Below are 25,556 nucleotides of genomic sequence, written 5' to 3'. Positions count from 1 at the left end.
TGATTAGCAAAGCAAATGAATCGGCTTACCCTTCGGCCGCCGAACGTTGTTTCTTCACTCTTCGTTCTTCACTCTTCACTTTTTCTATGGAATGAGCAGGGATGAATCACCATAGCTCAGGAAACGGAAATCATGCGAAAGAGCATAATCGTAAATCTTCCTCCAATCGCCCTTGAGGAAAGCACTCACCAGAAGCAGGAGTGTGCTCTGAGGCTGATGGAAATTGGTGACCAGCATCTTCACAATCTTATACTGATAGCCAGGAGCAATGATAATCTGCGTGCTGGAATGGAGAGCCTCCAAGCCGTTGCGGTCCAGATAATCGATGATTGCCTGGATAGCCTGCATCGGAGTGATTCCATCTACCAGATTGCCATCTTCAGAAAGCTCGTAAGGATCCCACTGTTTTACGTGCAGATCTTCTTCATTTGCCTCAGGATGCTTCAGCAGATGAACGCCCATGTAATAGAGACTCTCGATGGTACGGACGCTGGTGGTTCCTACGGCAATGACCCGGCACTCGTGCTTGATGAGTTTTTCCAGACTGCGGCGATGGACAACAATGTATTCCGTATGCATCTGATGGCCTTCGATTTCAAGACTCTTCACCGGTTTGAATGTGCCGGCTCCTACATGCAGGGTTACTTCTTCGCGGTCGATTCCATGCGCATCAAGATCCTTGAGAACCGCATCGGTAAAGTGAAGTCCGGCAGTTGGAGCAGCCACACTTCCCTTGATTTTAGAATAAACCGTCTGATAGGTGGTCTTGTCGCTCTCCTCAGTCTTGCGGTTGAGATATGGAGGAATAGGCAACTCGCCTACTGCTTCGAGAATCTCTGCGAAAGACACCTTGTCGTTGTCCCAATCGAAGTCAACCCAATAGTTGGTTCCTCCGCCTTTGGCAACCATTTTCTGCGCTTCAGAGCCAAGCGCATCACCGCGTCGCATAGTGGCGCTGAGCGTAAGCTTATTGCCCTTGATTTCGAAATCACGCTTCAGGCTGCCCTCTTTCCATTTCTTCAGATTACCGATCATGCAGAGCCAGGAACAATGTCCTGTGGTCTGGAACATGAGTTCATAATCAGTAGGTTCTGCAGGCTCCATCAAGAAAACCTCAATAAGCGCACCTGTTTCCTTGCGGAAGTGCAGACGCGCTTGTATCACCTTGGTATTGTTGAATATCATCAAGGCTCCTTGAGGGAGATATGTGGGAAGATGATGGAAAACATCATCGCTTACTTCGCCGTGCTTATAGACCAGCAGTTTGCTGTGGTCGCGCTGAGCAATAGGGAATTTTGCGATGCGCTCATCCGGTAAATCATAGTTATAATCACTAATCTTAATGTGTTTTGTATCCATTATTTATTTTTACTTTAACTTTCTATTTTGAACTTTCTATTTTGAACTTTTATGCTTGTACTAAATACTGGCCATCTTGCAGGTGGCATAAAACACAACCATGATAAGGGTAAATATCACTATGGTCATGATTTTATCTACATCATCATAGTCGTAACCCGTACTTGTATACTGGTTGGAAATATACTTAATCTTTGGGGAGATGCGGTAATACATCCTGATGTAGATAAGATAAACGACAACTCCCACCACAGCTCCAATAGCCAGACCGCAAAGAATGTCGACCGGATAATGAACACCCAGGTAAAGACGGGTCCAACAGTTCACGAGCGACCATAATAACAGGGTCCACGTAACCAGTTTGCTGCGGATAAGCAACGAGAAGAAGATGGCTATAGAAAGCGTATTAGCCGCATGAGCCGAACAGAAGCTGAAACTCTTGAGGCGCATATTGTCAACCACCTGAACCGTATACTTGAACATCGGGTCGCTAGAAGGTCGCCATCTTTCAGCCAGCGGTTTGATGATTCCATCCACCAATCCATCAGCCAGAAAGATACAGAGCACCGCTCCTCCAACCACGAGCGCAATCTGCCCCATCATCTCGTTGTTTCTTATCACAACAACGAAGAGGACGATATAAAGCGGAATCCATGTCCAGCCCGATGTAAGCGCCATCGCCATCTGATCGAGCCAGACATTCTCGCTGCCGTTAAACACATGCAACAGCTGCATGTCAAAATCTTGTATACTACTAAAATCCATTCTCCTTATTTTAATCAGATTTTATCTTAATCAGATTTTATTTTATAATCAGATTTCCTCTATAGCCTTGGTTTCAATCCAGCCTTCTCTGCCGTCTCCAACCTTGATTCCACGCCAGCCTTTCATCGCCTTATCGGTAATATCAACGCGGGTTCCTTCATGCAGCAGGAAGAGGTCAGCACTCGTCTTGGCTGGCGTCTTCTTCACATTGACAGAAGGAGCGATGATGATGGCTCCCGTACGGTTGATGAGCATCTGCCGCTGCTGGTAAGCAAAGAGATTGCTCAGCAGGAAGACAGCCAGGAAGAAGATTCCACCGAAGAAACCAATCTTGCGCAACACGATATGCGGACCGAAGAGATAAACCAATACCAGAACCAGTGCCATGATGATGGCAATGATGCCTGTCTTAGCCCAACAGTCAACACTCGTAAAGTTAACCAGCGCCTTCCACCAGGTTACGAAGAACATCTCGCTTTCAGGCGTAATCTTATCGATGGTCTTGCTACGTGCAAACTGCAGGTTGAAGCTGATGTCTTCATCGCCTGGCGAGAGCAGATGGGCACGCTCATAATTGAGCACAGCCTTGGTAATATTGTCTGTACGGTAATAAGCATTGCCCAAGTTATAGTAAACTTCGGCAGAAACACCATAGTTGTTCAATATTTCCTCATAGTCGCGTATGGCCTGCTGATAGTTACCTTTCTGATATTCCGTATCAGCATTGTTCTTGGTTACAGCGCATGCAGAAACAGAGCAGCCCAACATCACCATGATCATCATGACGAACGAATATCCGGTTGCACTCTTCTTGCGCTGCTTACGCGTTGCATTGATAGCATTTTCTATATTCATAATAGCAGTCATTGCTGAGTCGAATGTACGGTTCATATTGCCGGCAGGGTCGCCCGGCGCATAGCGTTCAAACTCACATTCATCGAGCGCAGTTGTAAACTTCTCAATAGTTCTCTCCTCTACACAATGTTTTTCGAGCATAGCCTGAATGTTTTCACGTGAGAGCTTTTCGGCTGGTATGTTGAGCTTGTAGCTTACATAGCCCCACAAAGCACGGAGCACTTCATCATAGAATTCTTCCTGCTTTCCGGCGAGCATCAGCAGATGAGCCTTCTTCAGGCGCTTGGTTGCTATCTTGTTTGCCTTGTTGGAACGGACCTTTACAAGGTCGGCATTCTCAAGAGCACGGCGGCGGAAGACTATGAGCAGGGCAAAGAAGGCTACCAATGGAACCAGCAGACTGGTCCAGTAGCCGAAGCTTCCGTAGAACATATCGTCAATATCATGGAGGTTAGACTTGCCCAGTTTCAGCGCGTGAATGTCCTTATCCTTGTTGCTGAAATCTGAGGTTTCATTGTCTGAAGTTCCATCGCCCTTCTCTACGTTCAGCGTAAACGGCTGGGTCTTGATTGTCTTGTACTTGTTAGCCGAAGTATCATAATAAGTGAATTCTACCGCAGGAATTGTATAATTTCCCTGATTACGAGGCACAGCCAGGAAGTCATAAATCATATTGCCTTCTACTCCATTGGCTGTGAGACGGGTCTTGTCTGTCACCTTCGCATCGTACTTGTCAAAATCCTTAGGGAAGGTAATGACAGGCTGCTTGAGCAGCTTCAGGTTTCCGATTCCTCCTACCACTACACGAATGGTGATAGGTTCGCCAGCCTTTACTTCCTTCTTGTCGATGGAAGCAGTAATATTGAATTTACCTACACCGCCCGAGAAGTCGGCAGGGCGCTGAGGCAATGGATCAACCTGAATTTTCACACTAGGAGCTATAATATCTTTCTTTACTTCAACATAGCCAGAACCACCATTGAAGAAAGCTTCCATCGGGTCAACGTTTCTGTTCTGCTGAACTACGATTCCCTTGAAGGTAATGGCTGGAATGGTGAGGCTTCCCGTCATCTGCGGATACATGACATACTGGCTCCATTTAACACATCGGTAAGGTCGGCCGTTTACGGTTTCAGTATGGAAGGTCTTCTGCTGAGGCAGCGGAACTTCCTGGTTGTGGAATCCCTTCAGGTCAGGCATCTTGCCTTCCAACTGGGTAAGGTCTACCTGCGTGTAAACCTTATAAGTAAGGAGCACCGGTTCCTGTTCGTGAACACGTCGCTTGTTGGCTGTCACCTTGATGAAGAGGTCGCTGCCTGATATTCTTGATCCGGCTGTTCGCATGCGTGGTTCATTATAATCATTCTGTCCGTGCATGGAAGGAGCACCGTTGTTGCGTGCAGCATGGCCAGAAACCGTAATCTTAACCGGATGGGAAGAGAGTTTCCTACCATTTACGATGGCATGAGAGGCACCAATGCCAAAGGTTCCGTTCTTAGCTGCGTAGAGCGTATAGGTAATGGTTACAGACGATGAAGAGGAAGTATGGCCATTGATCATCTGATAACTGGACTGCGATGAGGTGTAAGGACCTGCGATTACCTCAAGTCCTTCTCCTACTCCGCCCAGGCGGAATTCCTCAACATCACGTGTATTGATGGTATAGGCCACACGGAAGTTTTCTCCCGCCGCCACGTGTGTTGGTGCCGACACACTGATATGCTGGGCTTTCAGCTGCAAACTGAAGCCCAGAAGCATTGCCCATATAATAATAAACCAACCTATATGTTTCATGTTCTTAATATATTATGCTCGTTGTATTATTTTACTTTTTACCAGTTTTTCTCATATTGCTTGCGGCGAGGCTGACTCATCGCTTTCTGCATCTTGCGCTTCGTATCCTTCTCCTGCTGGATGGCAGCGTTCAAGAGTTGTTCAGCATTATCTTTGCTCATCTTGTCCTGATTGTTCTGATTCTGCTGATTGTTCTTGTTCTGGTTGTTCTTATTTTTATCGTTCTTATTCTTGTCCTTATTCTGATCTTTGTTCTGATCCTTGTTCTGCTTGTCTTTGTTCTTGTCCTTGTTTTTATCCTTATTGTTCTTATTCTTATCGTTCTGCTTGTTCTGCTTCTGGTTTTTAAGCAGTTTCTTGCAGAGGGCAAGATTATATCGGGTTGCATTGTCCTGCGGATTGCAGCGCAGGGCATTCTCATAACATCCTATGGCCTGCGCATATTGCTGATGCTGCTGCATGACCACACCCATGTTGTGGTAACTTCTGGCGCGTCGAATCTTGTTCGTTTCCAGTTTCGAAGCATTCTCAAACTGTATCATCGCCATCGAATCCTTCTGCTGCATCATCAGGGCGCACCCCAGATTATAGACAGCCTGCGCATTCTTCTGGTTCTTGGAGATAGCCTTGCGATATTGCGTTTCGGCTGCAGCCCACTTCTGTTTATGATAGGCGCGGTTTCCCTGGTGGATGAAGTTGCGGTCGTTCTGCGCTCCCACCTTCGCCAAGCCCAGCACCATCAGGGCAAAAACCAATATATATCTTAAATATCTCATTCTTATTATATAATAATGTATAAACGTTTATCAGAAAGGCTTCCTGATGTCTTTCTTAAAAAACTTGATGTTTCTGAGCAGAGGATTCTTTACCTCAAGCAGACAGATTTCGATGATAAGCAACAGGATGACAAGAATACCTACAGCCTGGAACTGTTCATCATAAGCGCTGTAAACCACACTCGTCACATCGCCTTTCTGCAATTTGGCAATATCATCATTCAATGCTCTTTCCGCATCGCTGGTATTATCTACATGAATGTACTGACCCTTGCCTGCCTGGGCAAGTTCCTTGCACATCTGCTCATTCAGGGCGGTCATTACGGTGTTGCCCGCATTGTCCTTCAGATAAGAGCCGTCGCCCATAGGGATTGGTGCTCCCTTGGTGTTACCTATGCCCAGGATAAAGACATTGATTCCTTTCTTGTTGGCTGCAGCCGCTGCCTCCTGTGCGCCAGGCTCATGGTTTTCGCCATCAGTAATTACGATAATGGCTCTGCCTACATTCTCCTGCTGAGTGAAACTCTTGGAAGCCAAATCGATGGCTTCGCCGATATTGGTTCCCTGGGTCTGGATAAGACCAGGGGTTATGTTCTGAAGAAACATCTTTGCCGAAACATAATCGGTGGTGATTGGCAACTGCACGAAAGCATCGCCTGCAAAGACGATGAGTCCAATCTTGTCGTTGTTAAAGTTGTCGACCAGATTTTCGATAAGCATCTTACTCTTGTCCAAACGGGATGGAACCACGTCCTGACAGAGCATGGAATTTGAAATATCGAGGCAGATGATGGTTTCAATACCATGTCGCTTATCGTGAGAAATCTTGCTGCCCATCTGCGGGCGAGCTACCATCACGATGAGAAGCGCCAAGGCTGCGAGCATCAGCACAAACTTAACTGTAGGGCGATATTTGGAGATGTTGGGCATGAGCTGTTTCAGAAGTTCCGGATCGCCGAGCTTCTTCAGTTTAGCCTTTCTTCTTCTCCATCCTATCAGTCTGATCAGAATCAGTACTGGTATAATCCACAACAGCCAGAGAAATATAGGATCTTCAAATCTTAACATTTTCTATTCTAATTATATCTTCTATTCGATTATCCGATAATCAGTAAAATATCTCCGATAACTGGTAAAATATCTCCGAAAGATAGCAAAATATCTCCGAAAGATAGCGGAATATCTCCGATAATCAGTAATGGCTCAGTATCCGGATTACGGAATTCTTCTGAACCAGGTGATGCGGAGCAGGATTTCTACCAGCAATACCAGGAGAGCTGCCAGGGCGAATGGCTGATAAGCTTCATATCGCTTAGCGAAATGCTTGACATTAAACTTGGTTTTCTCCAGTTTATCAATGTCCTTGTAAATCTTCTTCAGCTCATTATTGTTCGTTGCGCGATAGAAATTACCATCGGTTGTCTGCGCAATGTCGCTCAGCGTCTTCGTATCTATCTCTACCGGAATATTGACGTACTGTACTCCTCCTGCCACAGGCATTGGATAAGGAGCCACCTTGTTGGTTCCTACACCAATGGTGTAAACGCGGATTCCGTAGCTTTTGGCAATCTCTGCTGCGGTCATTGGCGAGATTTCACCCATGTTGTTACTGCCGTCGGTAAGAAGAATCACAACCTTCGATTTTGACTTAGAATCCTTCAGGCGGCTCACGGCATTGGCCAGTCCCATTCCCACTGCAGTTCCATCGTCAATCAGTCCCCGGGCGGCAATATCCGTACGGGTTGCCTGCAAGAGGCGCAACAGACTGGCATGATCGGTTGTCATCGGGCACTGGGTGAAGGCTTCACCGGCAAAGATAGTCAGACCGATGTTGTCGTTCGGTCTTCCCGAGATGAATTCTGTTGCCACATCCTTAGCCGCTTCCATACGGTTTGGTCTCAAATCTTCGGCAAGCATAGAGGTGGAAACGTCCATCGCCAACATAATGTCAATGCCTTCCACCGTCTTGTTGTCCCAAGCTGTATGCGTCTGCGGACGAGCCATCGCACAGACGATGAGCACGAAACAGATGCATCTCAGCACCATTGGCAGATGGATGAGACGCACACGCAGGCTCTTCGGAGCATATTGATACTTTTTCGTGTCGCTCATGCGCATGGTTGGCGCATTCTTCTTCCTGTAGAGGAAATACCATAATATATAAGGTATCAGCAACAGGAGCAACAGAAAATAGCCTTTACTTGCAAATTCCATTTCTTTATTTTTCTATTTATAGCCAGGCAAAGAGTTTCGGAATAAACCGCTTTGCCCGGCGAAACGTTTCATAAGAACACCCTGCCTTACATCAGCAGCATGGCTGACTGGTAAATGATGTAACCCAAAAGAGCCAGACCTACGATGGCTCCTATCCATAGGAGCGACTTGATGAGGCGGCGCTGAGATTGCGTCTTCTGCTCTTCGTTGGTCAGTTGTGGAACCACCTTTTCTTCAGTAGGTTTCTCATCTGTCTTCGTCTGGTCGATGAAGTTGATGGCATTCACCAGGTTTGCGTCGTTCTCATTCACCAGGGTTTCATATTTGGCAAACTTCACGAGGTCGGCAGTCTGGAAGAGTTCCTTCAGTTCATCTATCATCTTCTGGTCGCCTGCTTCGCGCAAACGTTCGATGATTTCCATACTGGTCATTTCCATCGCATTGAATCCGAAACGGCTCACGATGTATTCTCTCAGCGTATTGGTAAGCTGGGTGTAGTAAGCCTTCTGTGTTTCCTGATTCTCAACGTGCTGCTGCTTGATGACGTTGATTTGATTCAGCGCCTTTTCATGAGCCGGAACACGTTTTACGATGCGAATATGGGTGATGATTGGCTTGTTGTTCTTCAGTCTGTTACGCAGATAAAGCCATGAGCCACAGAGGATTAACAGCAATAGGCTCAACCAGAACTGCGCACTCCATTCACTCCAGGAGAAAGGATTGTCCTGAACATCCTTGGGCGGATAGAACTGGTTGGGATGAACCGTATCTACGGGCACGGTGAGCACCTTCAGCGCAAGCTGGTTGCCATGACAGTTCTTGCCGTTTACCTTCACATTGAGCGCAGGAATCGCATACACCCTTTCATCAAACGAAGTCAGCGTATAGTCGCGGCTCACCACCATGCGGTCGTCGCCTATGTGCGAAGTGTCGCCTTTACTCTGCTCAACCACTTCCACTCCCGGCGTAATTTGCTGCTGCGGCTTGAAAGATGGCAAATCCACCTTATCGCCCTGCTTTACCGAAGCCTTCAGATGCAGCACAGTCTGCTGTCCTATCAGTATCTGCAGCGAGTCGATGCGTTGCTCTACCTGCTGGGCTTGAGCCAAGCCTGAGCACCCCAGAAGAGCGAGCGACAATATGATATTCTTTACTTTAAACATAGTTTCTTTACTTTGAGCTTTCGGTTTATCAGCCCCTCTGCTTGAAAAGCATCAGGAGCGCCTTCGAGAAGTCCTCGTTAGTGGCAATCGAAGTCCAGTCGACCTTGCTTTTGGCAAAGTCGGTTTTCAGATTTTCCTGCTGCATCAGCCATTGCTGTGTATGGGCCATTCGCAGTTTCTTCGAACTCGTATCAATATACATTTCGTGTCCGGTTTCTGCGTCCATCACCTTGAGCAGTCCTACGTCAGGCAGCACTTTGGCACGCGGGTCGTAAACCTGGATGGCTACTACATCATGTTTCTGGTTGGCAATCTGCAGCTGATGCTGGAAATCCTTATGATCGTAGAAGTCGCTGATTACGAAAGCTGTGCAGTGGCGTTTCATCACGCGGGTGAAATATTCCAGGGCGCAACCGATGTCGGTACGCTGGCTTTGCGGCTGGAAGTTGAGCATTTCTCTGATAATATAGAGAATATGCTTTCTTCCTTTCTTAGGCGGAATGTACTTCTCTATACGATCAGAGAAGAAGATGACACCTATCTTGTCATTGTTCTGAATGGCACTGAAGGCGAGTGTGGCAGCAATCTCAGTAGCCAGATCGCGCTTCATCTGCTTCATCGTACCGAAATCGAGCGACCCGCTGACGTCTACGAGCAACATCACCGTAAGTTCCCTTTCCTCTTCAAACACCTTGACATAAGGCTTATGAAAGCGGGCGGTCACGTTCCAGTCGATGTCTCTCACATCATCGCCATACTGATATTCGCGCACCTCGGCAAAGGCCATTCCCCTACCCTTGAAGGCAGAATGATACTGACCTGCGAAGATGTTCTGACTCAGTCCGCGAGTCTTGATTTCTATCTTCCGAACCTTTTTTAAGATATCTTGTGTATCCAACTTATTACTTTGAACTTTGAATTTTGAACATTGAACTTTATGATTAGTGAAGCAAGCGAATTTTTCACTCTTCGTTCTTCACTCTTCACTTACATCATCAAGGCACTTCCACCTTATTAATGATGCGGCTTACGATTTCCTCGCTTGTCACATTGCTTGCCTCAGCCTCGTAAGAAAGGCCGATACGGTGGCGCATTACGTCATGGGCTACAGCTCTTACATCCTCAGGAATCACATAGCCGCGATGCTTGATAAACGCATAGGCTCTGGCTGCCTTGGCAAGAGAGATGCTGGCACGAGGACTGCCACCGAAGGTAATCATGTCTTTCAGTTCGCCCAGTCCATAGCGGTCTGGATAACGCGAAGCAAAGACAATATCGGCAATATACTGCTCAATCTTCTCGTCAAGATAAACCTCGTTTACTATCTTGCGAGCCTTCAGAATCTCCTCAGCTGATGTTACAGGTGTAACCTCAGGAAGTCCGCCCTGAATATTCTCACGGATGATGAGCTTCTCCTCTTCCAGTGTAGGATAATCGATGATTACCTTCAACAGGAAACGGTCTACCTGTGCTTCAGGCAACTGATAGGTTCCTTCCTGCTCGATAGGGTTCTGTGTAGCCATTACCAGGAACGGACTAGGCAGTTTGAAGGTTTCGTCGCCAATGGTAACCTGGTGTTCCTGCATGGCTTCGAGCAGCGCACTCTGCACCTTGGCTGGGGCACGGTTAATCTCATCTGCCAAGACGAAATTGGCGAAGACAGGACCGCGCTTTACATGGAAAGCCTCATCTTTCTGTGAATAAATCTGAGTACCCACCACATCGGCAGGCAACAAATCTGGAGTAAACTGAATGCGGCTATAGTCGGAGCTGATAAGCTGTGACAATGTCTTGATTGCAAGTGTCTTCGCCAGACCAGGCACACCCTCAAGCAGGATATGACCATCGGAGAGAAGACCGATAAGAAGGCAATCTACGAGGTGTTTCTGACCTACGATTACCTTATTCATGCCCATTACCAAATTGGTAACAAACTGACTTTGTTGTTCTATCCGGATATTCAATTCGCGGATATCAATAGCTTCTGCCATAATTCTATATTTTTACGTTTAATTTCTTAATTCAAACAATATATTTCCAAAACCAAACGCAAAAGTACTCAAATTAAGCCACAAAAGCGAAAAAACCTATCTAAATAATATTAAAAATGTTTCATAAAAGCTATTTTTAGATTCTTTTAAAGAATAGCTTTTATGAAACAAACGAGATTTCAAATATTTTATCTGTTTTTATGCTTCATGTACCAAGGATGAACCAAGAAATTGTACACCAGCAACGATACGATTGTAAAAAGAAGTGCATAGTGCAACATCCCTGATTCAACCATATTATATACAGGATGATCTACGTCAAAATGCGCTCTCGCCGGAAGATTATGGAACATGAATCCGAGACCGATTCCCAAGCTCAATCCCAATTCCCAAGCCAGGAAGAACGAATTCACGCTCGTGCCGCGCTGGCAATGTTTGGCAAGCTTGATATAGAAGAGCAGAAAACGGCTTCCGATGATTCCCAAGCTGAAACCCAGCAAGGTTGGAACCACGATTTCTACAGCAAACTCCTGAGTTCCGAACGAAATCAGTTCAGCAGAAGCCAACAATATCAGACCTACGATTATCTGACTCTTCAGATCTGCATCTGCAAAGACAAACTTTTCTGCCAGAAACGCCAAGGCCAATCCTCCGAAAATCATCAGAAAAATGCCAGTAGGATGAGGCACAGAAAAGTATAATCCCGCAGAAAAAGTAATCAGGATGATGTTGACAAACAGCGGAGTTCCCTGTGGCAGATAGAAGCGGTCGAGGCTAAAAGTCTTAATTCCTTCGGCAGGTGCCTTAAAAGGAAACTTGGCGCGAGAAACCAGCACGAAGGCTCCCAAAGCCAGCAACGAAGCCGTAGGGAAAACATAGTCCATGCCGAAATAGTTGTAAACAAAACATGACACCAAGGGTCCTACAGCTATCGAAAAGCGGGCAAACCAAGAGGTAATGTAATTAGCCTCGGTGCGCTGGAAAGACTCGCAGGAATCAATAACCAGCGTACTGGCAAGCGACATCTGAGCCAGCCCCAGAAATGCTCCCAACAGGAAACGGACCGCCAGGAGAATCTCAAAAGGAAATCTGATGTTCCAGAACGTATCCAGATAGTAAAGAACCGAAAGGCAAAAAACCACACCTAAAATGGAAAGCTGACAGACCATATTCCTGCGGTAGCGCTGCACCAGATAAGAGCAGAAGCCGCCAAACAGGAAAAGTCCAAAGCCGTATGCAAGAAGCACACACCCTATCTGCCACATCTGATACTTCTCCTGAATCAGGAAATAAGGAATGGCAAAAACGAGCATGTACACACTCGACATCAGCAAGAGGTTGGCAAAGCATAATCGCCAGAAGTCCTTGTGCCACAGCTTGATATGTACTGGTGTATTTTGTGTATCCATTATTCTAAACTCTTTTATTCAAGTTTCGCAAGTTCAGAATTTAAAGGAGTTAAAGAAGTTATCACTCCCTACGGTCGTTCGGGAAGTGAAGAGACAATAGTCTTCTAGCTTAAACTTAGGACATTTGTCCCTTAACTTCCCTCTAACTTCTCTAACTTCCCTTAACTTCCCCACTTGCGAAACTTCAGTTAGTAACTCTCTTCAGCGCTAGGATATTCCACGGTTTTCACCGCATCAATATAAGCCTTCACACCCTTGGTCATTTCCTCGCCTACCTGAGCAAAGTGGCGCAGGAACTTAGGCTTGAAGCCCTGTGTCATTCCGAGTGCATCAGCATAAACCAGAACCTGTCCGTCGCAGCCGTTACCTGCACCGATTCCGATTGTTACAGCCTTTACCTTCTTGCTTACTTCTGCAGCGAGCTTAGCAGGAACCTTCTCCAGCACGATGGCAAAGCAGCCTGCTTCGTCCAGCGCAATGGCATCGCTGATAAGCTTCTGTGCCTCAGCTTCTTCCTTGGCACGAATACCATAACCGCCAAACTTGTTTACGCTCTGCGGGGTAAGTCCGAGATGACCATGAACTGGAATACCTGCATTAACCAGCGCCTTAACCGTGTCGCAGATTTCTACGCCGCCTTCCAGTTTCAGAGCATCTACACCCGTCTCCTTCATCATGCGGCAAGCATTGCGCAGCGCCTCTTCCTTGCTGATCTGATAGCTGCCAAAAGGCATGTCGCAAACCACGAAAGCATGCTGGCAGGCACGTGCCACGCTGCGGGCGTGATAAATCATCTGATTAACGGTAATCGGCAATGTGTCTGCATTTCCTGCCATCACATTGCTGGCCGAATCACCTATTAATATAGAGTCAATTCCTGCAGCATCTATAATTCCGGCTGTTGTAAAGTCGTATGCTGTCAGCATGGTTACTTTCTCGCCAGCCTTCTTCATTTCTGCGAAGGTCTTGGTGGTAATTTTCTTCTTGTCAGTAGATAAATATCCCATTTTTTATTTTGATTTATTTATTGTTCTGCGTTGAATCTATTTTGCATCCTCCACGATGCGCTGCAAGTCAGCAAAGCTGAAACCTCTGTAATCATCTATCACATAGTCGGATAGCGGCTGGATGGCTTCTCTGCTGTTCGTTGTGGCGAGTCCTAGGGTGAAGGCTCCTGAAGCTCTCACCGCCTTCAGTCCGTTGAAGCTGTCTTCCAGTCCTACACAGTCCTCCGGTTCCACACCGAAATAGGCTGCACCTTTCAGATAGCAGTCTGGATGAGGCTTGCTCTCAGCGAAATCCTCGCTGGTCAGCACGCGGTCAAAATAGTCTTTGAATTCCGGGTGGCGTTCATAGACATTCAGCATCTTCTGAACGTTGCTGCTCGTTACCACAGCGCATTTTACGCCATGCTTCTTCAAGTCGCAGATAAAGTCTTCGAACCCCGCAATATATTCATACTGCATGTTCTTTTCAAACTCATCCAGTCGGGCTGTAATCTTAGCCTGTTCCTCCTTTGCGCCTGTAAAACCTTCGATGTGGGCGAAGACGGCTTCATCGGTGAAATACTTGTCGTAAATCTGAACCAGAGTCTGTCCTTTGATGCGATATTCGAAATCGGGCATTTCCGGATGATACTCCCTGCCTATCATTCCCCAGAAGATGGAGTACTGTGATTCTGTGTCGAATACCACGCCATCCAGATCGAAGAGTGCTGCTTTTATCATATTTCCTTGTCTGTTTTTATCAATTTTTGCTTAAATTATATTGAAAACGGGTGCAAAGTTACGCAAAAATCTTAATATACGAGCATAATCTGACAGATTTTGATGTTTTTATTGCGTGTTTTCCGATTTTTTACACTACCTTTGCAGAAAAATAGCAGAAAATCAGTAGAAAACAAAGAAGAATACATATAATGATATGATAGAAATAATAGAGAAATACTTCCCGAACCTCACAGAAGAGCAGAAAAAGCAGTTCGAGGCACTCGATGCATTATACCGCGACAGGAACAGCAAGATCAATGTCATCAGCCGCAAGGACATCGATAATCTGTACGAGCACCACGTGCTCCATTCTCTGGCAATAGCCAAAGCCATCCATTTCCGTCCGGGCACGGAGATTCTCGATTTCGGCTGCGGTGGAGGTTTCCCGGGCATTCCGCTCGCCATCCTCTTCCCTGAATGCAAGTTCAAGCTGATAGATGGAACGGGCAAGAAAATCAGAGTCTGCAACGAGGTGGCTACGGCAATCAATCTGCAGAATCTCAAGGCTGAACACCTGCGCGGAGAGGACGAAAAAGGCAAGTACGACTTCGTGGTAAGCCGTGCGGTAATGCAGCTTCCTGACCTGATGAAGATTATCAAGAAAAACTTTAAGCAGAAGGGGCAAAACGCTCTGCCTAACGGACTTCTGTGTCTGAAGGGCGGCAATCTGAAAGAAGAACTGAAGCAATACTTCAAGATTTCAGAAATCACTCCGCTCAGCACTTTCTTCGATGAAGAATGGTTCAGTCAGGACAAGCAACTGGTTTACGTTCCGGCATAATGGAAGTGAAGAACGAAGAGTGAAGAGAGAAGAATTCATTTGCTTTGCTAATCATAAAGTTCAAAGCTCAAAGTTCAAAGTAATCATAAAGTTCAAAGTAAGAAATGTTACATATAGAAAGATTTCAAGTAAACATGTTGCAGGAAAACTGCTACGTGGTGAGCGATGAGACCAAAGAATGCGTCATCATCGATTGCGGCGCCTTCTATCCGGAAGAGCGCAATGCTATTACACAATATATTAAGGAGAACCAGCTCAAGCCCGTTCACCTGCTCGTAACCCATGGCCATCTTGACCATAACTTCGGCAACAACACCATCTACCAGGAGTTCGGACTGAAACCGGAAGTATCAGCAGCTGATGAAAACCTGATGAAGGGACTCGCCAAGCAGGCAGAAACCTTCTATCAGATGCAACTCGATTACCAGTTTCCGCCTATTGGCAGATTCTTCGAAGATGAAGAGGTCATCAAGTTCGGCAACCACGAGTTCCAGGTCATCGCCACTCCGGGCCACAGCAGCGGTTCCGTCACCTTCTATTGCGAGGCAGAGCACGTAGCCTTCACCGGCGACACCCTCTTCCACAACTCTATCGGCAGAACCGATTTCCCTGGAGGCAGCATGTTCCGCATCATCAACAGTCTGCGCCACCTCGGTCAGTTGCCTGACGAAACCCAGGTTCTCCCGGGTCATGGCGAATACACCAGCATAGGCGAAGAGCTCGCTCACAATCCTTATATGGACCGTTAAAACAAGCATTTTTCAAAAAAGTCAGGAGATTTATCAGCGATGATCAAGAAATCGAATACAGAGAAAATCATTCTCGGCATTGACCCCGGAACCAACGTGATGGGCTATGGCGTAATCCGCATCATCGGCAACAAGGCAGAACTGGTGGTGATGGGCGTCATCGACATGCGCAAAGAGAGCGATCCCTATCTCCGGCTGGGCAAGATCTTCGACCGCGTAACCGGCATCATCGACAGCTATCTGCCCGATGAGATGGCCATCGAAGCCCCCTTCTTCGGCAAGAACGTGCAGTCGATGCTCAAGCTGGGCAGAGCGCAGGGAGTAGCCATCGCAGCCGCCATTCATCACAGCGTTCCTATCCACGAATATGCGCCGCTCAAAATCAAGATGGCCATTACAGGACAGGGACAGGCTTCGAAGGAACAGGTGGCGGGAATGCTGCAGCGACTGCTCCACATCCAGCAAGACGAAATGCCGAAGTTCATGGATGCTACCGATGCGCTGGGGGCAGCCTACTGCCACTTCCTGCAGATGAACCGCCCGGAAACCGACGCCAAGCACTACAGCAGCTGGAAAGACTTTGCAACAAAGAATCAGAGTAGAATAAAAAAATAAGAGAGATGCAAAAGATTATTAGCATTAAAAACGGTGTTACCCGTATGCCCGAATGGCGTATGGCAGAACCCGTAAACTTTGAGGCGTGCGATGGTGAACACATCGCTGTCGTAGGTCCGAACGGTGGAGGAAAATCAATGTTCGTCGACATCATCGTAGGTCGCCACCCACTCCTGATGCACGACCCTGATTACGATTTCTCACCTAGTCAGAAAACAATGGTGAGCGACAACATCAAGTATATTACCTTCCGCGACACCTACGGAGGCGATAACGACCGCACTTATTTCCTGCAGCAGCGCTGGAACCAGCTCGAGATAGACGAGAACACCCCTATCGTAAAGGACAAGCTGGACGAAGCCTACCAGATGGCCGGCGAAGACACACCGGAGCGCAGAGCCCTGCAGCAGCACATCTACGAACTCTTCCACATGCAGCACCTGATGGACAAATACACCATCCTGCTCTCAAGTGGCGAACTCCGCAAGTTCAAGCTTGCCTCTACCCTCTTCTCAGAGCCTCGCGTGCTCATCATGGACAATCCGTTTATCGGACTCGATGCTGAAACCCGCGACCAGCTCAAGGAACTGCTCAAGACCCTCTCTTCAGAGCGAGCCCTGCAGATTATCCTCGTACTGAGCAAGAGCGATGATATTCCCGACTTCATCACCCACGTGGTAGAAGTGAAGGATATGAAGGTTCTGCCTAAGGTAACCCTCGCCGAATATCTTGCCGGCAGAGAATCCGTGCCTGCCCATGTGCTGAGCCCGGAGTTGGAACAGGCCATCGTAGACCTGCCTTACAGCGACCGCGAATACCACACCCAGGAAGTGGTGAAGATGAACAAGGTACGCATACAGTATGGCGAGCGAATCATCCTCAAGGACCTCGACTGGACCGTGATGAACGGCGAGCGATGGGCTTTGAGCGGACAGAACGGAGCCGGAAAGAGTACGCTCCTCAGTCTGGTCTGTGCCGACAATCCGCAGAGTTACGCCTGCGACATTACCCTCTTCGACAATCCTCGAGGCAGCGGCGAAAGCATTTGGGACATCAAGAAACACATCGGCTACGTATCGCCTGAGCTTCACCGCTCTTACCAGCGCGACCTGCCAGCCATCCGCATCGTGGCAAGCGGCCTGATGGATTCCGTAGGCCTCTATGTAAAGCCGAAGGAAGAAGATATGGACAAGTGCCGCTTCTGGATGAAAGTATTTGGACTGGAAGGTCTTGAAGACCGTGGTTTCCTGAAGCTCTCCAGCGGCGAACAGCGCCTCGTTCTCCTGGCACGTGCCTTTGTCAAGGATCCGGAACTGCTGATTCTCGATGAGCCGCTCCACGGACTCGACAACCGCAACCGCCGTCTTGTAAAAGACGTCATCGAAGCCTTCTGTCGCCGCCAGAACAAAACCATGATCATGGTAACGCATTATAAGGAAGAATTGCCAGCGTGCATCGACCACAGCATCTTCCTCCTGCGCCACACCAATGATTAAAAAGAATTGATAATCAATAATTTCAGAAAGATGAGATACATAATATTATTATTCGCACTCAGCCTCAGCATAGCTAAGGCAAGCGCCCAGGATGTATTAAACGAGGTGCTCCGCACTTCTGATGCAGCCCTCAACGACACCACGAAGAGCATGGACGAGCGCCGTACAGCCCTCTTCAAGTTTGACGCGATGACCTACATGCGCAGCAAGATTCTGCCACCGTATGTTATGCTCGACAAGAAGCTGAACAAGGACACCTTGAACATAAAGGTTCGCTATCTCAACGAGCAGGCCTACGCCATGAGCGTATATATTACGCTCTACCAGAAGCGACTGAAGGAGGCTTCTAAAAAGAATAAGCCGCTCGTAACTCAGTTTTTTAAGCAGGCAACCATCGATCACAAGGCATTTAAGGACGAAGATACAGAGTTTACCCTGGGTTATTACAACACCCCGGATGCTCCAATCCCATTCTGCCTCGACTGCGATTGGGTTTCAACCTTGGCTTTCATCCGCAGCATCGACTGGTCAAAGCTTTAAAAATCAAAGCATATTTCAAACGAATATGGTCTTCATAAGACCAGCTAAAACAGACCTCTTCCTTAGCGAATGACGCGTTGGGGAAGAGGTTTTCTACAAAAATTACGCTAAAATCAACCGAATAGCTAAAAATGAACTATTTATGAGTTTTTCACCTCAACAGAGGTAATGATTTAGCAACAGTTCTAAATTCTGCAATCTGCATACGTTTGCTGCCTAACAACTCTTTTCGGCTGCAAAAATACAAAAAAATAATGAATCTAAGAATTTTATTAAACAAAAAATATCAAACAGAGAAATATGTTGCAAAAAGCACTGTCTTACTAGTGGTCTGTAAAGTCTAAAAGTTGAGTAAAACGTCGTTCGTCACATACTGATGATTGATGAAATATCACACGTGCCTTACTAAACTTTTAGACTTTACAATCTACTAGTTGTTTATTTTGCGAAATACGTATTTACAACATTTGTTGTTGTATTTTGCAATTTTAGCAACTTGTCGGTAAATTCTAAAACTTTAAACTTAACAGAGAAAGTTTTTGTACCCTTTCCTTCTGATGGAAAAATAACATAAAATGTTTCTACGTTTTCCTGCTGTATTAAGTATGGCTTCTCTATAGTATGAGTCTGTCCATTAAAGGAGAAACTAGTTGTGTATGTCGTATCTTTGAATATAAGACTCGAAGTATAAGACTTTCCTTTTGGCAATTGCAACTCCCATTTTTTACCTTTTAAGCTGTCGATTTTAAATGATTGTGCATGAACTAATTGCCCATTTAGGAACAATAGAGAAATAAAAAAATATTTAAAAATCAACTTCATATTTATTTAATTACTTTATACCTGTTAATACTATATTATAATCTTGTAAAAAATACCCAGCATTAACTGAGTACATACAAGCAAGCTCAGGGTCCATATAAATAGCAGCACCCGTATTGGAGTTATATCCTACACATAACACATTATGGGCAGAGCTTTCTATTTGGCTATTTACATCAGTCATGACGGGATGCTTGGCATCTATTGCAGACTTATAATTTGTAAATGTTTGAGTTTTAAAGAAATGTGTTACAAAAGGCTCGATATAATCCAAAGAAACACCATCAATCAAAGGATTTGAATTATATGTCTGTGTATAATATAGAATATACGCTCCCTCATTTACTGTTCCACCAAAAACTTTATTGTTTGCATACTCCATAATTGATGTTACGCAGGCATTAGGTATTTGCTTTGCCATTGTTGTTGGCAAACTGCTTTTGACAAAGACATCACCTTTTTGTTTTGAATATTTTGTCGGGTTATAAATTATTTGAGTGGAAATCTGTTCTTTCGACACATTGTCTGGCTCGATTAAATCAGTCCCTTCACATGCGACCAAAAAAATCACAGGAATAAAAAATAACAAATGTTTTATCTTCATATACATTTTCCTTTCCAAATGGTTTCGTCATTCAATTCTTGCACTTGTAGCAACCATCTTTAAATCTACAAGATTCTATATTTTTTTGCAAATTTACAAAAAAAATATTTTAAGTGTTGAAAAATTAAAATTATTTATCCTTTTTAACAATATATCTTTGTTTGCCTAGAAATATCTTTTTAAATTTTGACGCTACAAAGATAGCGTGATTTTTCTGACATATCCAAATCCTGAGCAACTTTTTGTTGCTCAGGTCTTTAGATTTTTTCTTCTTTATTTATCTTCGGATTTAAGGTTCTTCTATCTTTTGAGATATTCCATTGCTCCTTGAACCATTCAACAATAGGCTGTCTATTGATACACAGAAACAATTGGTTCGGTTTGGTAGAATCAGAGAACACCTTGATTTCTGCATTCTCCACATTGAACTTTCTTCTGTGCTTCTCGGAATAGAGTGAACCGCTAAAGTTGAGTGCCTTTCCAGCAAGGAGCACACTAATTTGTTCAGCCGTGAAGCCTATCCTCTTGCACAAACTTTCTATTTGCAAGTATGCCTCCAACATCGGGAACCAACGCTTGGCTTTGCGGATGATGTTGTTGAGCATCGTTACCTCCGTGGAGTGCTTGCTTTTCAAATCAACGACCTCTGCTTGGTGTTTCTGTTGCATCTCGCCGAGTTGTTGGGTGTGGCTGTCCTCCATTCGCTGCATTTTCCCATGGAGTTCGTCAATGTATTGCTCTCTGTCTGTCACAAGCTCGCACAACTTTCGGTTGTGTTGCTCCACCTCTTTCAATTTTCCACTGCCCAAAAGAGAACCAATCTTCGACACAAGGGCTGTCTTGGCTGCCGTCTTGGCTGCCTGTAGTTTCTCCGTGTTGATTTCGCTCTTGGTCTGTTTGAGCAGTCGCTCCGCTTCCTCCACATCAGATTGCAACAGTTTCATGCAGTTTTGAAGTCTCTCCGTCTCTCGCTTGATGTTGCGGTAATACTGTGCCGTGGTGGTATGCCTCGCATCCGATCCACGGACACCTCGCTTCAAGCCATACTTGCCCATGGCTTCCGCATAACTGTCGTGATAGCCAACCATCTTGTCTCGGTTGAGCACATCATCGGCACACAGCCTCACGGCATTGGCTTTCTTGCGGTATGTCCGCTTGCCCTCTTCCGTTGTCTTACTCCTTGCCTTTCTTCTCTCGCCTGTCACTATCGGAATGATGGAGGCATGGAGGTGTGGTGTATGCTCGTCCATGTGGAGAATCACCGACACAACATTCTCCTTGCCGAATGTGTCCTGCAACCACTTTAAACTGTCATTGCACCAATCGTCAAGCTGTCCTTTTTCTGTGATGTTCATCATGTCCTCGTGCGTTCCCGAAAGAACTGTTCTTATCACCCTAACCTGGTCATTGGTAATCTTGCGCTTGATGCCTGCCGTCTTGATGCGGTGGGCGATGGCTTCGTCACGCCCATATACGCCACTCGGCATATTGACAAGCTCACGGTTGAGGTGCGTTCTCGTAGGGTCTGCGTTGTCGGGAATCACCTTGCGCTCTATGTGGTCTGATTCCCTTGCGTCAGAACTGCCCTTTGCCTTCTTGAAATCCAAACTGAAATGTCCCATAATAGACTTGTTTTTGAGTTGTACAATTCCGCTTGCCGCATTGCGCCCTGCGCATGGCTCACGGGGTTTCAAAAGGGGATGCCCCTTTGCTCAAATGGGTGTTTTTAGCGGTGGTGTGCCACTGCGTCAAGAAAACGCCCTATTGAGCTATGGCTTTTCCGTTCAGAATAGCCATTGGAGCAGGAGCCACATCACATGCCCAAGGCTGCGCCTCTCTTCCGAGGTGGAACGGTTCGCTTAACAGGCTGTACTTGGTGTACCGACTGTTTGGATTTAACTCCGCACAGATAGTCGTTCAAGTCATTGTACTCGCTGTACAAGTGGGATGCGTCCCTCACATGATAGCCGAGGGCGTTCTCGATGGCAAGCGTTGCCTTCCGCCCTGCCTCGTCGTTGTCGAGCAGACAACTGATGCGCTCGTAGCCGTGGAGTGCGTCAATAGCCTTGTCAACGTTGCTTGTTGAGTTGAGTATCACGTAGTCTTGTGCTTCCAATGACGGACAAGACGGAAACTTTTCCATGCGTAACGAGAGAAAGGAAAGATAGTCCATCATGCCCTCGAACACATAGCAAGCGTATCTTGGCTCGCCTTGCTGTCGGATATGTGTGATGTCTTTGGGGGACATGCAACCCTTGAAGAATCGGTTACGAACCTCGTAACCGCCCGACTTGTTCTTGAAGCCGATGGCGAAGTAGTTCTTGCCATTATGCGAGAAGTGGAGTTCCACACATTCCTTTCGGGCGATGCACAGGTCAATATTCCGCTCGCTCAGATAGCGCAGGAGTGCAGGGTGGTTGAGTTCCCTAACCTCCAATCTCTCAAAACTCGGCTCGGAAGCTTGCTGAGGGAAAAAAGAGTCGATCGGGCGTACATGGGGTGCTTGCTTCTCCATCTTGTCCAAGAGATATGGCAAGCTGTCTGATGCGTAGAGGTATGACGCAAGGGTGATGATGTTGCCGCCCTTGCCCATTCCGAAATCGAACCAACTGTTCATCATGGTGTTCACCTTGAAAGATGCCTCGCTCTCATTTCTCAGCGGTGACTTGTACCAAAGGTTTGCGCCCTGCTGCTTGACAGGACGGTGTCCCAAACTTTGCAGATAGTCTGCAATCTTGATTTGCTTTGCTTCTTGAATATTCATGTCTTACTGTGGATTAAGTGGTGTATGTATTTCTGATGAATTGTTGAGGATAGTATGTAATTGGTATGATAATCAAAGACTTATCTTCTCAACAATCTCTCAACAAATGGTTCTTTTCAACAAAATCACTGGGCAAAAGAGAAAGAAAGGCATGAGCCGTCATATTTTCTCTTTTCAACAGTTTCTTTCTTTTGTTGAGAGATTTGTTGAGAAAATGTTGAGCCGTAATTGCCTGGTATTCAACGCTTCTTTCATCATATTCAACAATTCAACAAAATTATATGCTATTTAGCTTGTCTCTTGTTACTGTGTAGAACCTGCCCACACGTTTTGTTGGCGAGTAGCGACCGCTGCTGTTATAGTTGTACTCGTATGAGGTGTAGGTGAGGGCGTTCTCGGAAGGTTGCAGCTTCCAGCTGTCCTGCACTATCTTTCGCACAAGGTGCTTCTCCGCTTTCACGTGGTTGCACTGCAACAAGGCGATTGCGTCATTAAGGCAGAACTGCAAGCTGTCGGTCTGGGTGTTCTCCATGATCTCAAGGAACAGCTCCGACATTTCCACCTCAAGCCTGTTGCGGTTGCAACGTATGATTCTTCTCAGTGCATCAGTAGCTATCTGTTCGGGAGCGAACCACATTCGGCTCTTGTGCTCGGCGGACAGCGTTCTGCCTTGCAGATGAAACAGAAAAGCGGGTATCTCCGCCTTTAGTTTTTCCAAGAAGTTGGTATCATCCGCTTGCAGTGATGAAATCTTCCTCACCCAATATCGGGTCTCTCCCTCGTCAATGATGACAGGGAGTGATTCGTTGTTGGAGCACAGCACGAATTTGGCAAAGAAGGAAATCTCGTTTCTGTCCTTGCCCTTGGCTTCCACCTTGTACGAGAGGGTGGTGCTGAGGTTCTTCAACCGCTCGGAATCCTCCCTGCGGCTGAGCAAAACCTCGTCTACGACAATGAGCAGCTTGCCAGCCCAATCAGAGTTAAACTGACTGCGGAAGTCCTCGTTGGTGTTGAAAGTCACGTTGTCTAGGAACAATGCCTTCAGAAAGTTCAAGAACGTGGTCTTGCCTGTGTTCCTCTCCTCTGATACAAGTAGCAGAATTGGTAACTTCTGCACAGGTCTGAGATAGAGCAGTTGCAGGTAGTCCATGCCAAGCTCGTATTGTTCACCGAAGATGTGACTTACCAATTTCTTGATGTTCGGGAAGTCACCTTGAATCGGCTTGTGTCCTATCGGTTCGTAAAGGTTGAGAAAACCATCTATCACCGTGCGGTGGTTCACATGCTCGGGAACGGTACAGAAGCCGTCATACTTGTGAACGTACTTGACGAACTCTTTGCCGTAGTCCTGACGCAAGGTCTCCATGTTCCAAGGGATGCGCTTTCTTACCTTTCCTCCTGTGATGGTAGGTTGGTCAACCACCTTGTACAAGGTAGTGCCAACACGGATGAACACCTCGTTTGTCGGAGGTGCTGCCTGTAGCTGTTTTCTTTCCACAACCACAGGCTGATTGTTGTCGTTTGTCTTGCTCATAATCTAACCTTTGTGAGTTGATAAAATTAAAGTTGCAAAGGTAAGGGCGGAAAATCAAAATGCAAAACACAAACTTGCGCAGAATGGAGAAGTTTGCACCGACAGTGTTAAAAGATTGGAAATTAAGGTGCTTGATGTAGCCTTTCGGGATAAGATAGAACGAAAAATCCCGAAGAAAGGCTTGCTGGTGAACCTTTCCTCGGGATGAACAAAAATGTATTCCTGCATGTCATACGTTTTATATGTCATACGATAAATATGTAAAACGTTTGACATCGGCAGCTCCGCATTCTTCATAGAAATGCCTGATACGACAATGAATCAGTACGTAGGCAAGTCAATACGACAGTGAATAACCGAAGCGTTAAAGATGCGACCATTCTTAGCTAAAGGCATTTGTCCCTCCGTAGATTTGCAGGACAATGGCTGTTTTCTCTTTTGCTCCGTACAGCCTCTTGGTGATGTCATCACGAAGTTGCGCTGCACCATTGGAGTTTAGACGGAAGCAAATGGCAACAACCATAGGGAATCCATACAATGTTTGCCAAATGCCTTTGGAGGTTTCTTGCTTCTGTTGGACTTCCGACATCAACAACATACCTTCTTTATATATGGCTCTTATCACGGCTGTGAGCTTCGGGGCTGTGACATATAGCATATCAATCAACTCGCTCTCACTCATCCACAAGTTCTCCAAGTTGGACGGAATGGATAGCATTCCATTTCCGTCCACGGTGATTACAGTCCTTTTCATGCCATTCCTCCCATTGTTGGCAAATGCCCCTTGATTCGACTTTCAAAGACTGATATGTCATGGTCAAGCTTTGTGCTTGTCACCTTGGCATATATCTGTGTCGTGGTGATATTCGTGTGACCAAGAATCTTGCTCACGCTCTCTATCGGCATTCCGTACTCCAAGGCTAAAACAGCCCAACTATGACGAGAGACATGAAACGAGACACGCTTCTTGATGCCACACATTGTTGCTACCTTCTTGATGCGCTTGTTGATGCTGTCAAGATTACCGATATTGAACAAGTGGTTGTCTTTTCTGAAAGACTTGTATCTCTCAATAATCTGCATGGGAATATCCATCAGCTTGATTTGGAAAGGCACACCTGTCTTCTGACGCTTGGAAACAATCCAAGGAGCACCGTTTATCATGCTGATGTTGTCTTCCGTCAAGTTCTTGATGTCGATGAAAGATATACCTGTCCAACAACCAAAGATAAAAAGGTCTCTCGCAAATGCTATATTTGGGTCTTCCAACGTTATCTCGGTCATGGCGGTAAGCTCGTCCAATGTCAAGAACTCACGTTCCTTGTGGTCTGGGTCAACGTGGTACATGGCAAATGGATTTCTCGGTATCTTGCCGTTGTAGTGAGCTGCCGTTACGATATGCTTCAGTGGTATGGAGTAAATCCAAATGGAGGACTGCGCAAGTCCGACGACATTCTTCAGATACAGGCAATAGTCGCGGATGAACTCCTCAGTAAGCTCGTTCATGGACATATCGCTGCGCTTGTACTGATACTTGATGAAATCGGCAACATACT

At 46.2% G+C, this 25,556-nt stretch carries 24 protein-coding genes; 5 read left to right on the top strand and 19 right to left on the bottom strand.

All coding sequences use genetic code 11. The features are described 5' to 3' along the window. Positions 1–84 precede the first annotated feature (84 nt). The 12 genes from KSW37_RS01915 to KSW37_RS01860 all read right to left on the bottom strand — a co-directional run bounded on the left by KSW37_RS01915 (position 85) and on the right by KSW37_RS01860 (position 14,053). Positions 85–1,359: an S-adenosylmethionine:tRNA ribosyltransferase-isomerase gene (locus tag KSW37_RS01915; protein ID WP_217314325.1), complete on the bottom strand. Its 1,275-nt coding sequence runs from the start codon at positions 1,357–1,359 to the stop codon at positions 85–87. A gap of 60 nt (positions 1,360–1,419) precedes the next feature. Further along, positions 1,420–2,124 carry a phosphatase PAP2 family protein gene (locus KSW37_RS01910; protein WP_217314324.1) on the bottom strand — a complete coding sequence of 235 codons (705 nt, stop codon included), beginning with the start codon at positions 2,122–2,124 and terminating at the stop codon, positions 1,420–1,422. A 48-nt stretch (positions 2,125–2,172) separates the two neighbouring features. Beyond that, positions 2,173–4,773 (bottom strand): BatD family protein, encoded by a 2,601-nt coding sequence (locus tag KSW37_RS01905; RefSeq protein ID WP_217314323.1) that lies wholly within the window; start codon positions 4,771–4,773, stop codon positions 2,173–2,175. A 38-nt stretch (positions 4,774–4,811) separates the two neighbouring features. Next, positions 4,812–5,549 carry a tetratricopeptide repeat protein gene (locus tag KSW37_RS01900; protein ID WP_217314322.1) on the bottom strand — a complete coding sequence of 246 codons (738 nt, stop codon included), beginning with the start codon at positions 5,547–5,549 and terminating at the stop codon, positions 4,812–4,814. Between the two features lie 30 nt (positions 5,550–5,579). Then, positions 5,580–6,617, bottom strand: a complete 1,038-nt coding sequence (locus KSW37_RS01895) for a vWA domain-containing protein (RefSeq protein WP_118080391.1) — start codon at positions 6,615–6,617, stop codon at positions 5,580–5,582. A 147-nt stretch (positions 6,618–6,764) separates the two neighbouring features. Continuing rightward, entirely contained in the window at positions 6,765–7,763 is a 999-nt protein-coding gene (locus KSW37_RS01890) for a vWA domain-containing protein (protein ID WP_118254723.1), read from the bottom strand. An 86-nt stretch (positions 7,764–7,849) separates the two neighbouring features. After that, positions 7,850–8,926 carry a BatD family protein gene (locus tag KSW37_RS01885; RefSeq protein ID WP_217314321.1) on the bottom strand — a complete coding sequence of 359 codons (1,077 nt, stop codon included), beginning with the start codon at positions 8,924–8,926 and terminating at the stop codon, positions 7,850–7,852. Between the two features lie 28 nt (positions 8,927–8,954). Then, complete coding sequence (locus KSW37_RS01880) at positions 8,955–9,824, bottom strand: DUF58 domain-containing protein (protein ID WP_006846686.1); 870 nt, start codon at positions 9,822–9,824, stop codon at positions 8,955–8,957. Between the two features lie 97 nt (positions 9,825–9,921). Next, complete coding sequence (locus KSW37_RS01875) at positions 9,922–10,917, bottom strand: AAA family ATPase (RefSeq protein ID WP_119229464.1); 996 nt, start codon at positions 10,915–10,917, stop codon at positions 9,922–9,924. Between the two features lie 188 nt (positions 10,918–11,105). After that, the gene (locus KSW37_RS01870) at positions 11,106–12,326 is read right to left on the bottom strand and encodes an MFS transporter (protein ID WP_217314320.1); all 1,221 of its coding nucleotides are present in this window, start codon (positions 12,324–12,326) and stop codon (positions 11,106–11,108) included. 188 nt (positions 12,327–12,514) lie between these two features. Next, positions 12,515–13,333 carry a 3-methyl-2-oxobutanoate hydroxymethyltransferase gene (gene panB / locus KSW37_RS01865; protein WP_217314319.1) on the bottom strand — a complete coding sequence of 273 codons (819 nt, stop codon included), beginning with the start codon at positions 13,331–13,333 and terminating at the stop codon, positions 12,515–12,517. A gap of 36 nt (positions 13,334–13,369) precedes the next feature. Beyond that, positions 13,370–14,053: an HAD family hydrolase gene (locus KSW37_RS01860; RefSeq protein WP_217314318.1), complete on the bottom strand. Its 684-nt coding sequence runs from the start codon at positions 14,051–14,053 to the stop codon at positions 13,370–13,372. Between the two features lie 196 nt (positions 14,054–14,249). On the opposite strand from KSW37_RS01860, the gene rsmG reads away from it, so the two are divergent. From rsmG to KSW37_RS01835, 5 genes are all read left to right on the top strand, one after another. After that, the gene (rsmG, locus tag KSW37_RS01855; RefSeq protein ID WP_217314317.1) at positions 14,250–14,876 is read left to right on the top strand and encodes a 16S rRNA (guanine(527)-N(7))-methyltransferase RsmG; all 627 of its coding nucleotides are present in this window, start codon (positions 14,250–14,252) and stop codon (positions 14,874–14,876) included. Positions 14,877–14,980: 104 nt separating this feature from the next. Beyond that, positions 14,981–15,625 carry an MBL fold metallo-hydrolase gene (locus KSW37_RS01850; RefSeq protein WP_217314316.1) on the top strand — a complete coding sequence of 215 codons (645 nt, stop codon included), beginning with the start codon at positions 14,981–14,983 and terminating at the stop codon, positions 15,623–15,625. A 39-nt stretch (positions 15,626–15,664) separates the two neighbouring features. Then, on the top strand, positions 15,665–16,240 hold the full coding sequence (gene ruvC / locus KSW37_RS01845) for a crossover junction endodeoxyribonuclease RuvC (protein WP_006846693.1): 576 nt from the start codon (positions 15,665–15,667) through the stop codon (positions 16,238–16,240). Between the two features lie 5 nt (positions 16,241–16,245). Further along, the gene (locus KSW37_RS01840; RefSeq protein ID WP_217314315.1) at positions 16,246–17,736 is read left to right on the top strand and encodes an ATP-binding cassette domain-containing protein; all 1,491 of its coding nucleotides are present in this window, start codon (positions 16,246–16,248) and stop codon (positions 17,734–17,736) included. Between the two features lie 30 nt (positions 17,737–17,766). Continuing rightward, positions 17,767–18,276, top strand: coding sequence for a hypothetical protein (locus KSW37_RS01835; protein ID WP_217314314.1), 510 nt, complete (start codon positions 17,767–17,769; stop codon positions 18,274–18,276). A 438-nt stretch (positions 18,277–18,714) separates the two neighbouring features. Here the strand turns inward: KSW37_RS01835 and KSW37_RS01830 are convergent, their stop codons facing one another. The 7 genes from KSW37_RS01830 to KSW37_RS01800 form a co-directional block, all read right to left on the bottom strand. Then, the gene (locus KSW37_RS01830; protein ID WP_089544302.1) at positions 18,715–19,098 is read right to left on the bottom strand and encodes a hypothetical protein; all 384 of its coding nucleotides are present in this window, start codon (positions 19,096–19,098) and stop codon (positions 18,715–18,717) included. Positions 19,099–19,108: 10 nt separating this feature from the next. Further along, entirely contained in the window at positions 19,109–19,702 is a 594-nt protein-coding gene (locus KSW37_RS01825; protein ID WP_217314313.1) for a C39 family peptidase, read from the bottom strand. Positions 19,703–19,959: 257 nt separating this feature from the next. Beyond that, the gene (gene mobV, locus KSW37_RS01820) at positions 19,960–21,324 is read right to left on the bottom strand and encodes a MobV family relaxase (RefSeq protein WP_217314312.1); all 1,365 of its coding nucleotides are present in this window, start codon (positions 21,322–21,324) and stop codon (positions 19,960–19,962) included. Positions 21,325–21,515: 191 nt separating this feature from the next. Next, positions 21,516–22,466: a toprim domain-containing protein gene (locus KSW37_RS01815; RefSeq protein WP_217314311.1), complete on the bottom strand. Its 951-nt coding sequence runs from the start codon at positions 22,464–22,466 to the stop codon at positions 21,516–21,518. Between the two features lie 277 nt (positions 22,467–22,743). Further along, positions 22,744–24,003 carry a primase-helicase family protein gene (locus tag KSW37_RS01810; protein ID WP_437183123.1) on the bottom strand — a complete coding sequence of 420 codons (1,260 nt, stop codon included), beginning with the start codon at positions 24,001–24,003 and terminating at the stop codon, positions 22,744–22,746. A 379-nt stretch (positions 24,004–24,382) separates the two neighbouring features. Then, positions 24,383–24,754 carry a hypothetical protein gene (locus KSW37_RS01805; protein ID WP_217314310.1) on the bottom strand — a complete coding sequence of 124 codons (372 nt, stop codon included), beginning with the start codon at positions 24,752–24,754 and terminating at the stop codon, positions 24,383–24,385. Continuing rightward, positions 24,751–25,556, bottom strand: an 806-nt coding sequence (locus tag KSW37_RS01800; protein ID WP_217314309.1) for a site-specific integrase, incomplete at its 5' end; no start/stop codon positions are given. The genes KSW37_RS01805 and KSW37_RS01800, both read right to left, overlap by 4 nt.

Source organism: Segatella copri (assembly GCF_019127135.1).
GTDB lineage: Bacteria > Bacteroidota > Bacteroidia > Bacteroidales > Bacteroidaceae > Prevotella.
Note: the sequence above shows the minus strand (reverse complement) of the source record. Positions and strands in the feature narration are given on the sequence as shown.

Bases quoted from the DNA above. Each gene is read 5' to 3' on its own strand.
- KSW37_RS01915 (WP_217314325.1), bottom strand. From the start codon at position 1,359: ATGGATACAAAACACATTAAGATTAGTGATTATAACTATGATTTACCG.
- KSW37_RS01910 (WP_217314324.1), bottom strand. From the start codon at position 2,124: ATGGATTTTAGTAGTATACAAGATTTTGACATGCAGCTGTTGCATGTG.
- KSW37_RS01905 (WP_217314323.1), bottom strand. From the start codon at position 4,773: ATGAAACATATAGGTTGGTTTATTATTATATGGGCAATGCTTCTGGGC.
- KSW37_RS01900 (WP_217314322.1), bottom strand. From the start codon at position 5,549: ATGAGATATTTAAGATATATATTGGTTTTTGCCCTGATGGTGCTGGGC.
- KSW37_RS01895 (WP_118080391.1), bottom strand. From the start codon at position 6,617: ATGTTAAGATTTGAAGATCCTATATTTCTCTGGCTGTTGTGGATTATA.
- KSW37_RS01890 (WP_118254723.1), bottom strand. From the start codon at position 7,763: ATGGAATTTGCAAGTAAAGGCTATTTTCTGTTGCTCCTGTTGCTGATA.
- KSW37_RS01885 (WP_217314321.1), bottom strand. From the start codon at position 8,926: ATGTTTAAAGTAAAGAATATCATATTGTCGCTCGCTCTTCTGGGGTGC.
- KSW37_RS01875 (WP_119229464.1), bottom strand. From the start codon at position 10,917: ATGGCAGAAGCTATTGATATCCGCGAATTGAATATCCGGATAGAACAA.
- KSW37_RS01870 (WP_217314320.1), bottom strand. From the start codon at position 12,326: ATGGATACACAAAATACACCAGTACATATCAAGCTGTGGCACAAGGAC.
- panB (WP_217314319.1), bottom strand. From the start codon at position 13,333: ATGGGATATTTATCTACTGACAAGAAGAAAATTACCACCAAGACCTTC.
- KSW37_RS01860 (WP_217314318.1), bottom strand. From the start codon at position 14,053: ATGATAAAAGCAGCACTCTTCGATCTGGATGGCGTGGTATTCGACACA.
- rsmG (WP_217314317.1), top strand. From the start codon at position 14,250: ATGATAGAAATAATAGAGAAATACTTCCCGAACCTCACAGAAGAGCAG.
- KSW37_RS01850 (WP_217314316.1), top strand. From the start codon at position 14,981: ATGTTACATATAGAAAGATTTCAAGTAAACATGTTGCAGGAAAACTGC.
- ruvC (WP_006846693.1), top strand. From the start codon at position 15,665: ATGATCAAGAAATCGAATACAGAGAAAATCATTCTCGGCATTGACCCC.
- KSW37_RS01840 (WP_217314315.1), top strand. From the start codon at position 16,246: ATGCAAAAGATTATTAGCATTAAAAACGGTGTTACCCGTATGCCCGAA.
- KSW37_RS01835 (WP_217314314.1), top strand. From the start codon at position 17,767: ATGAGATACATAATATTATTATTCGCACTCAGCCTCAGCATAGCTAAG.
- KSW37_RS01830 (WP_089544302.1), bottom strand. From the start codon at position 19,098: ATGAAGTTGATTTTTAAATATTTTTTTATTTCTCTATTGTTCCTAAAT.
- KSW37_RS01825 (WP_217314313.1), bottom strand. From the start codon at position 19,702: ATGAAGATAAAACATTTGTTATTTTTTATTCCTGTGATTTTTTTGGTC.
- mobV (WP_217314312.1), bottom strand. From the start codon at position 21,324: ATGGGACATTTCAGTTTGGATTTCAAGAAGGCAAAGGGCAGTTCTGAC.
- KSW37_RS01815 (WP_217314311.1), bottom strand. From the start codon at position 22,466: ATGAATATTCAAGAAGCAAAGCAAATCAAGATTGCAGACTATCTGCAA.
- KSW37_RS01805 (WP_217314310.1), bottom strand. From the start codon at position 24,754: ATGAAAAGGACTGTAATCACCGTGGACGGAAATGGAATGCTATCCATT.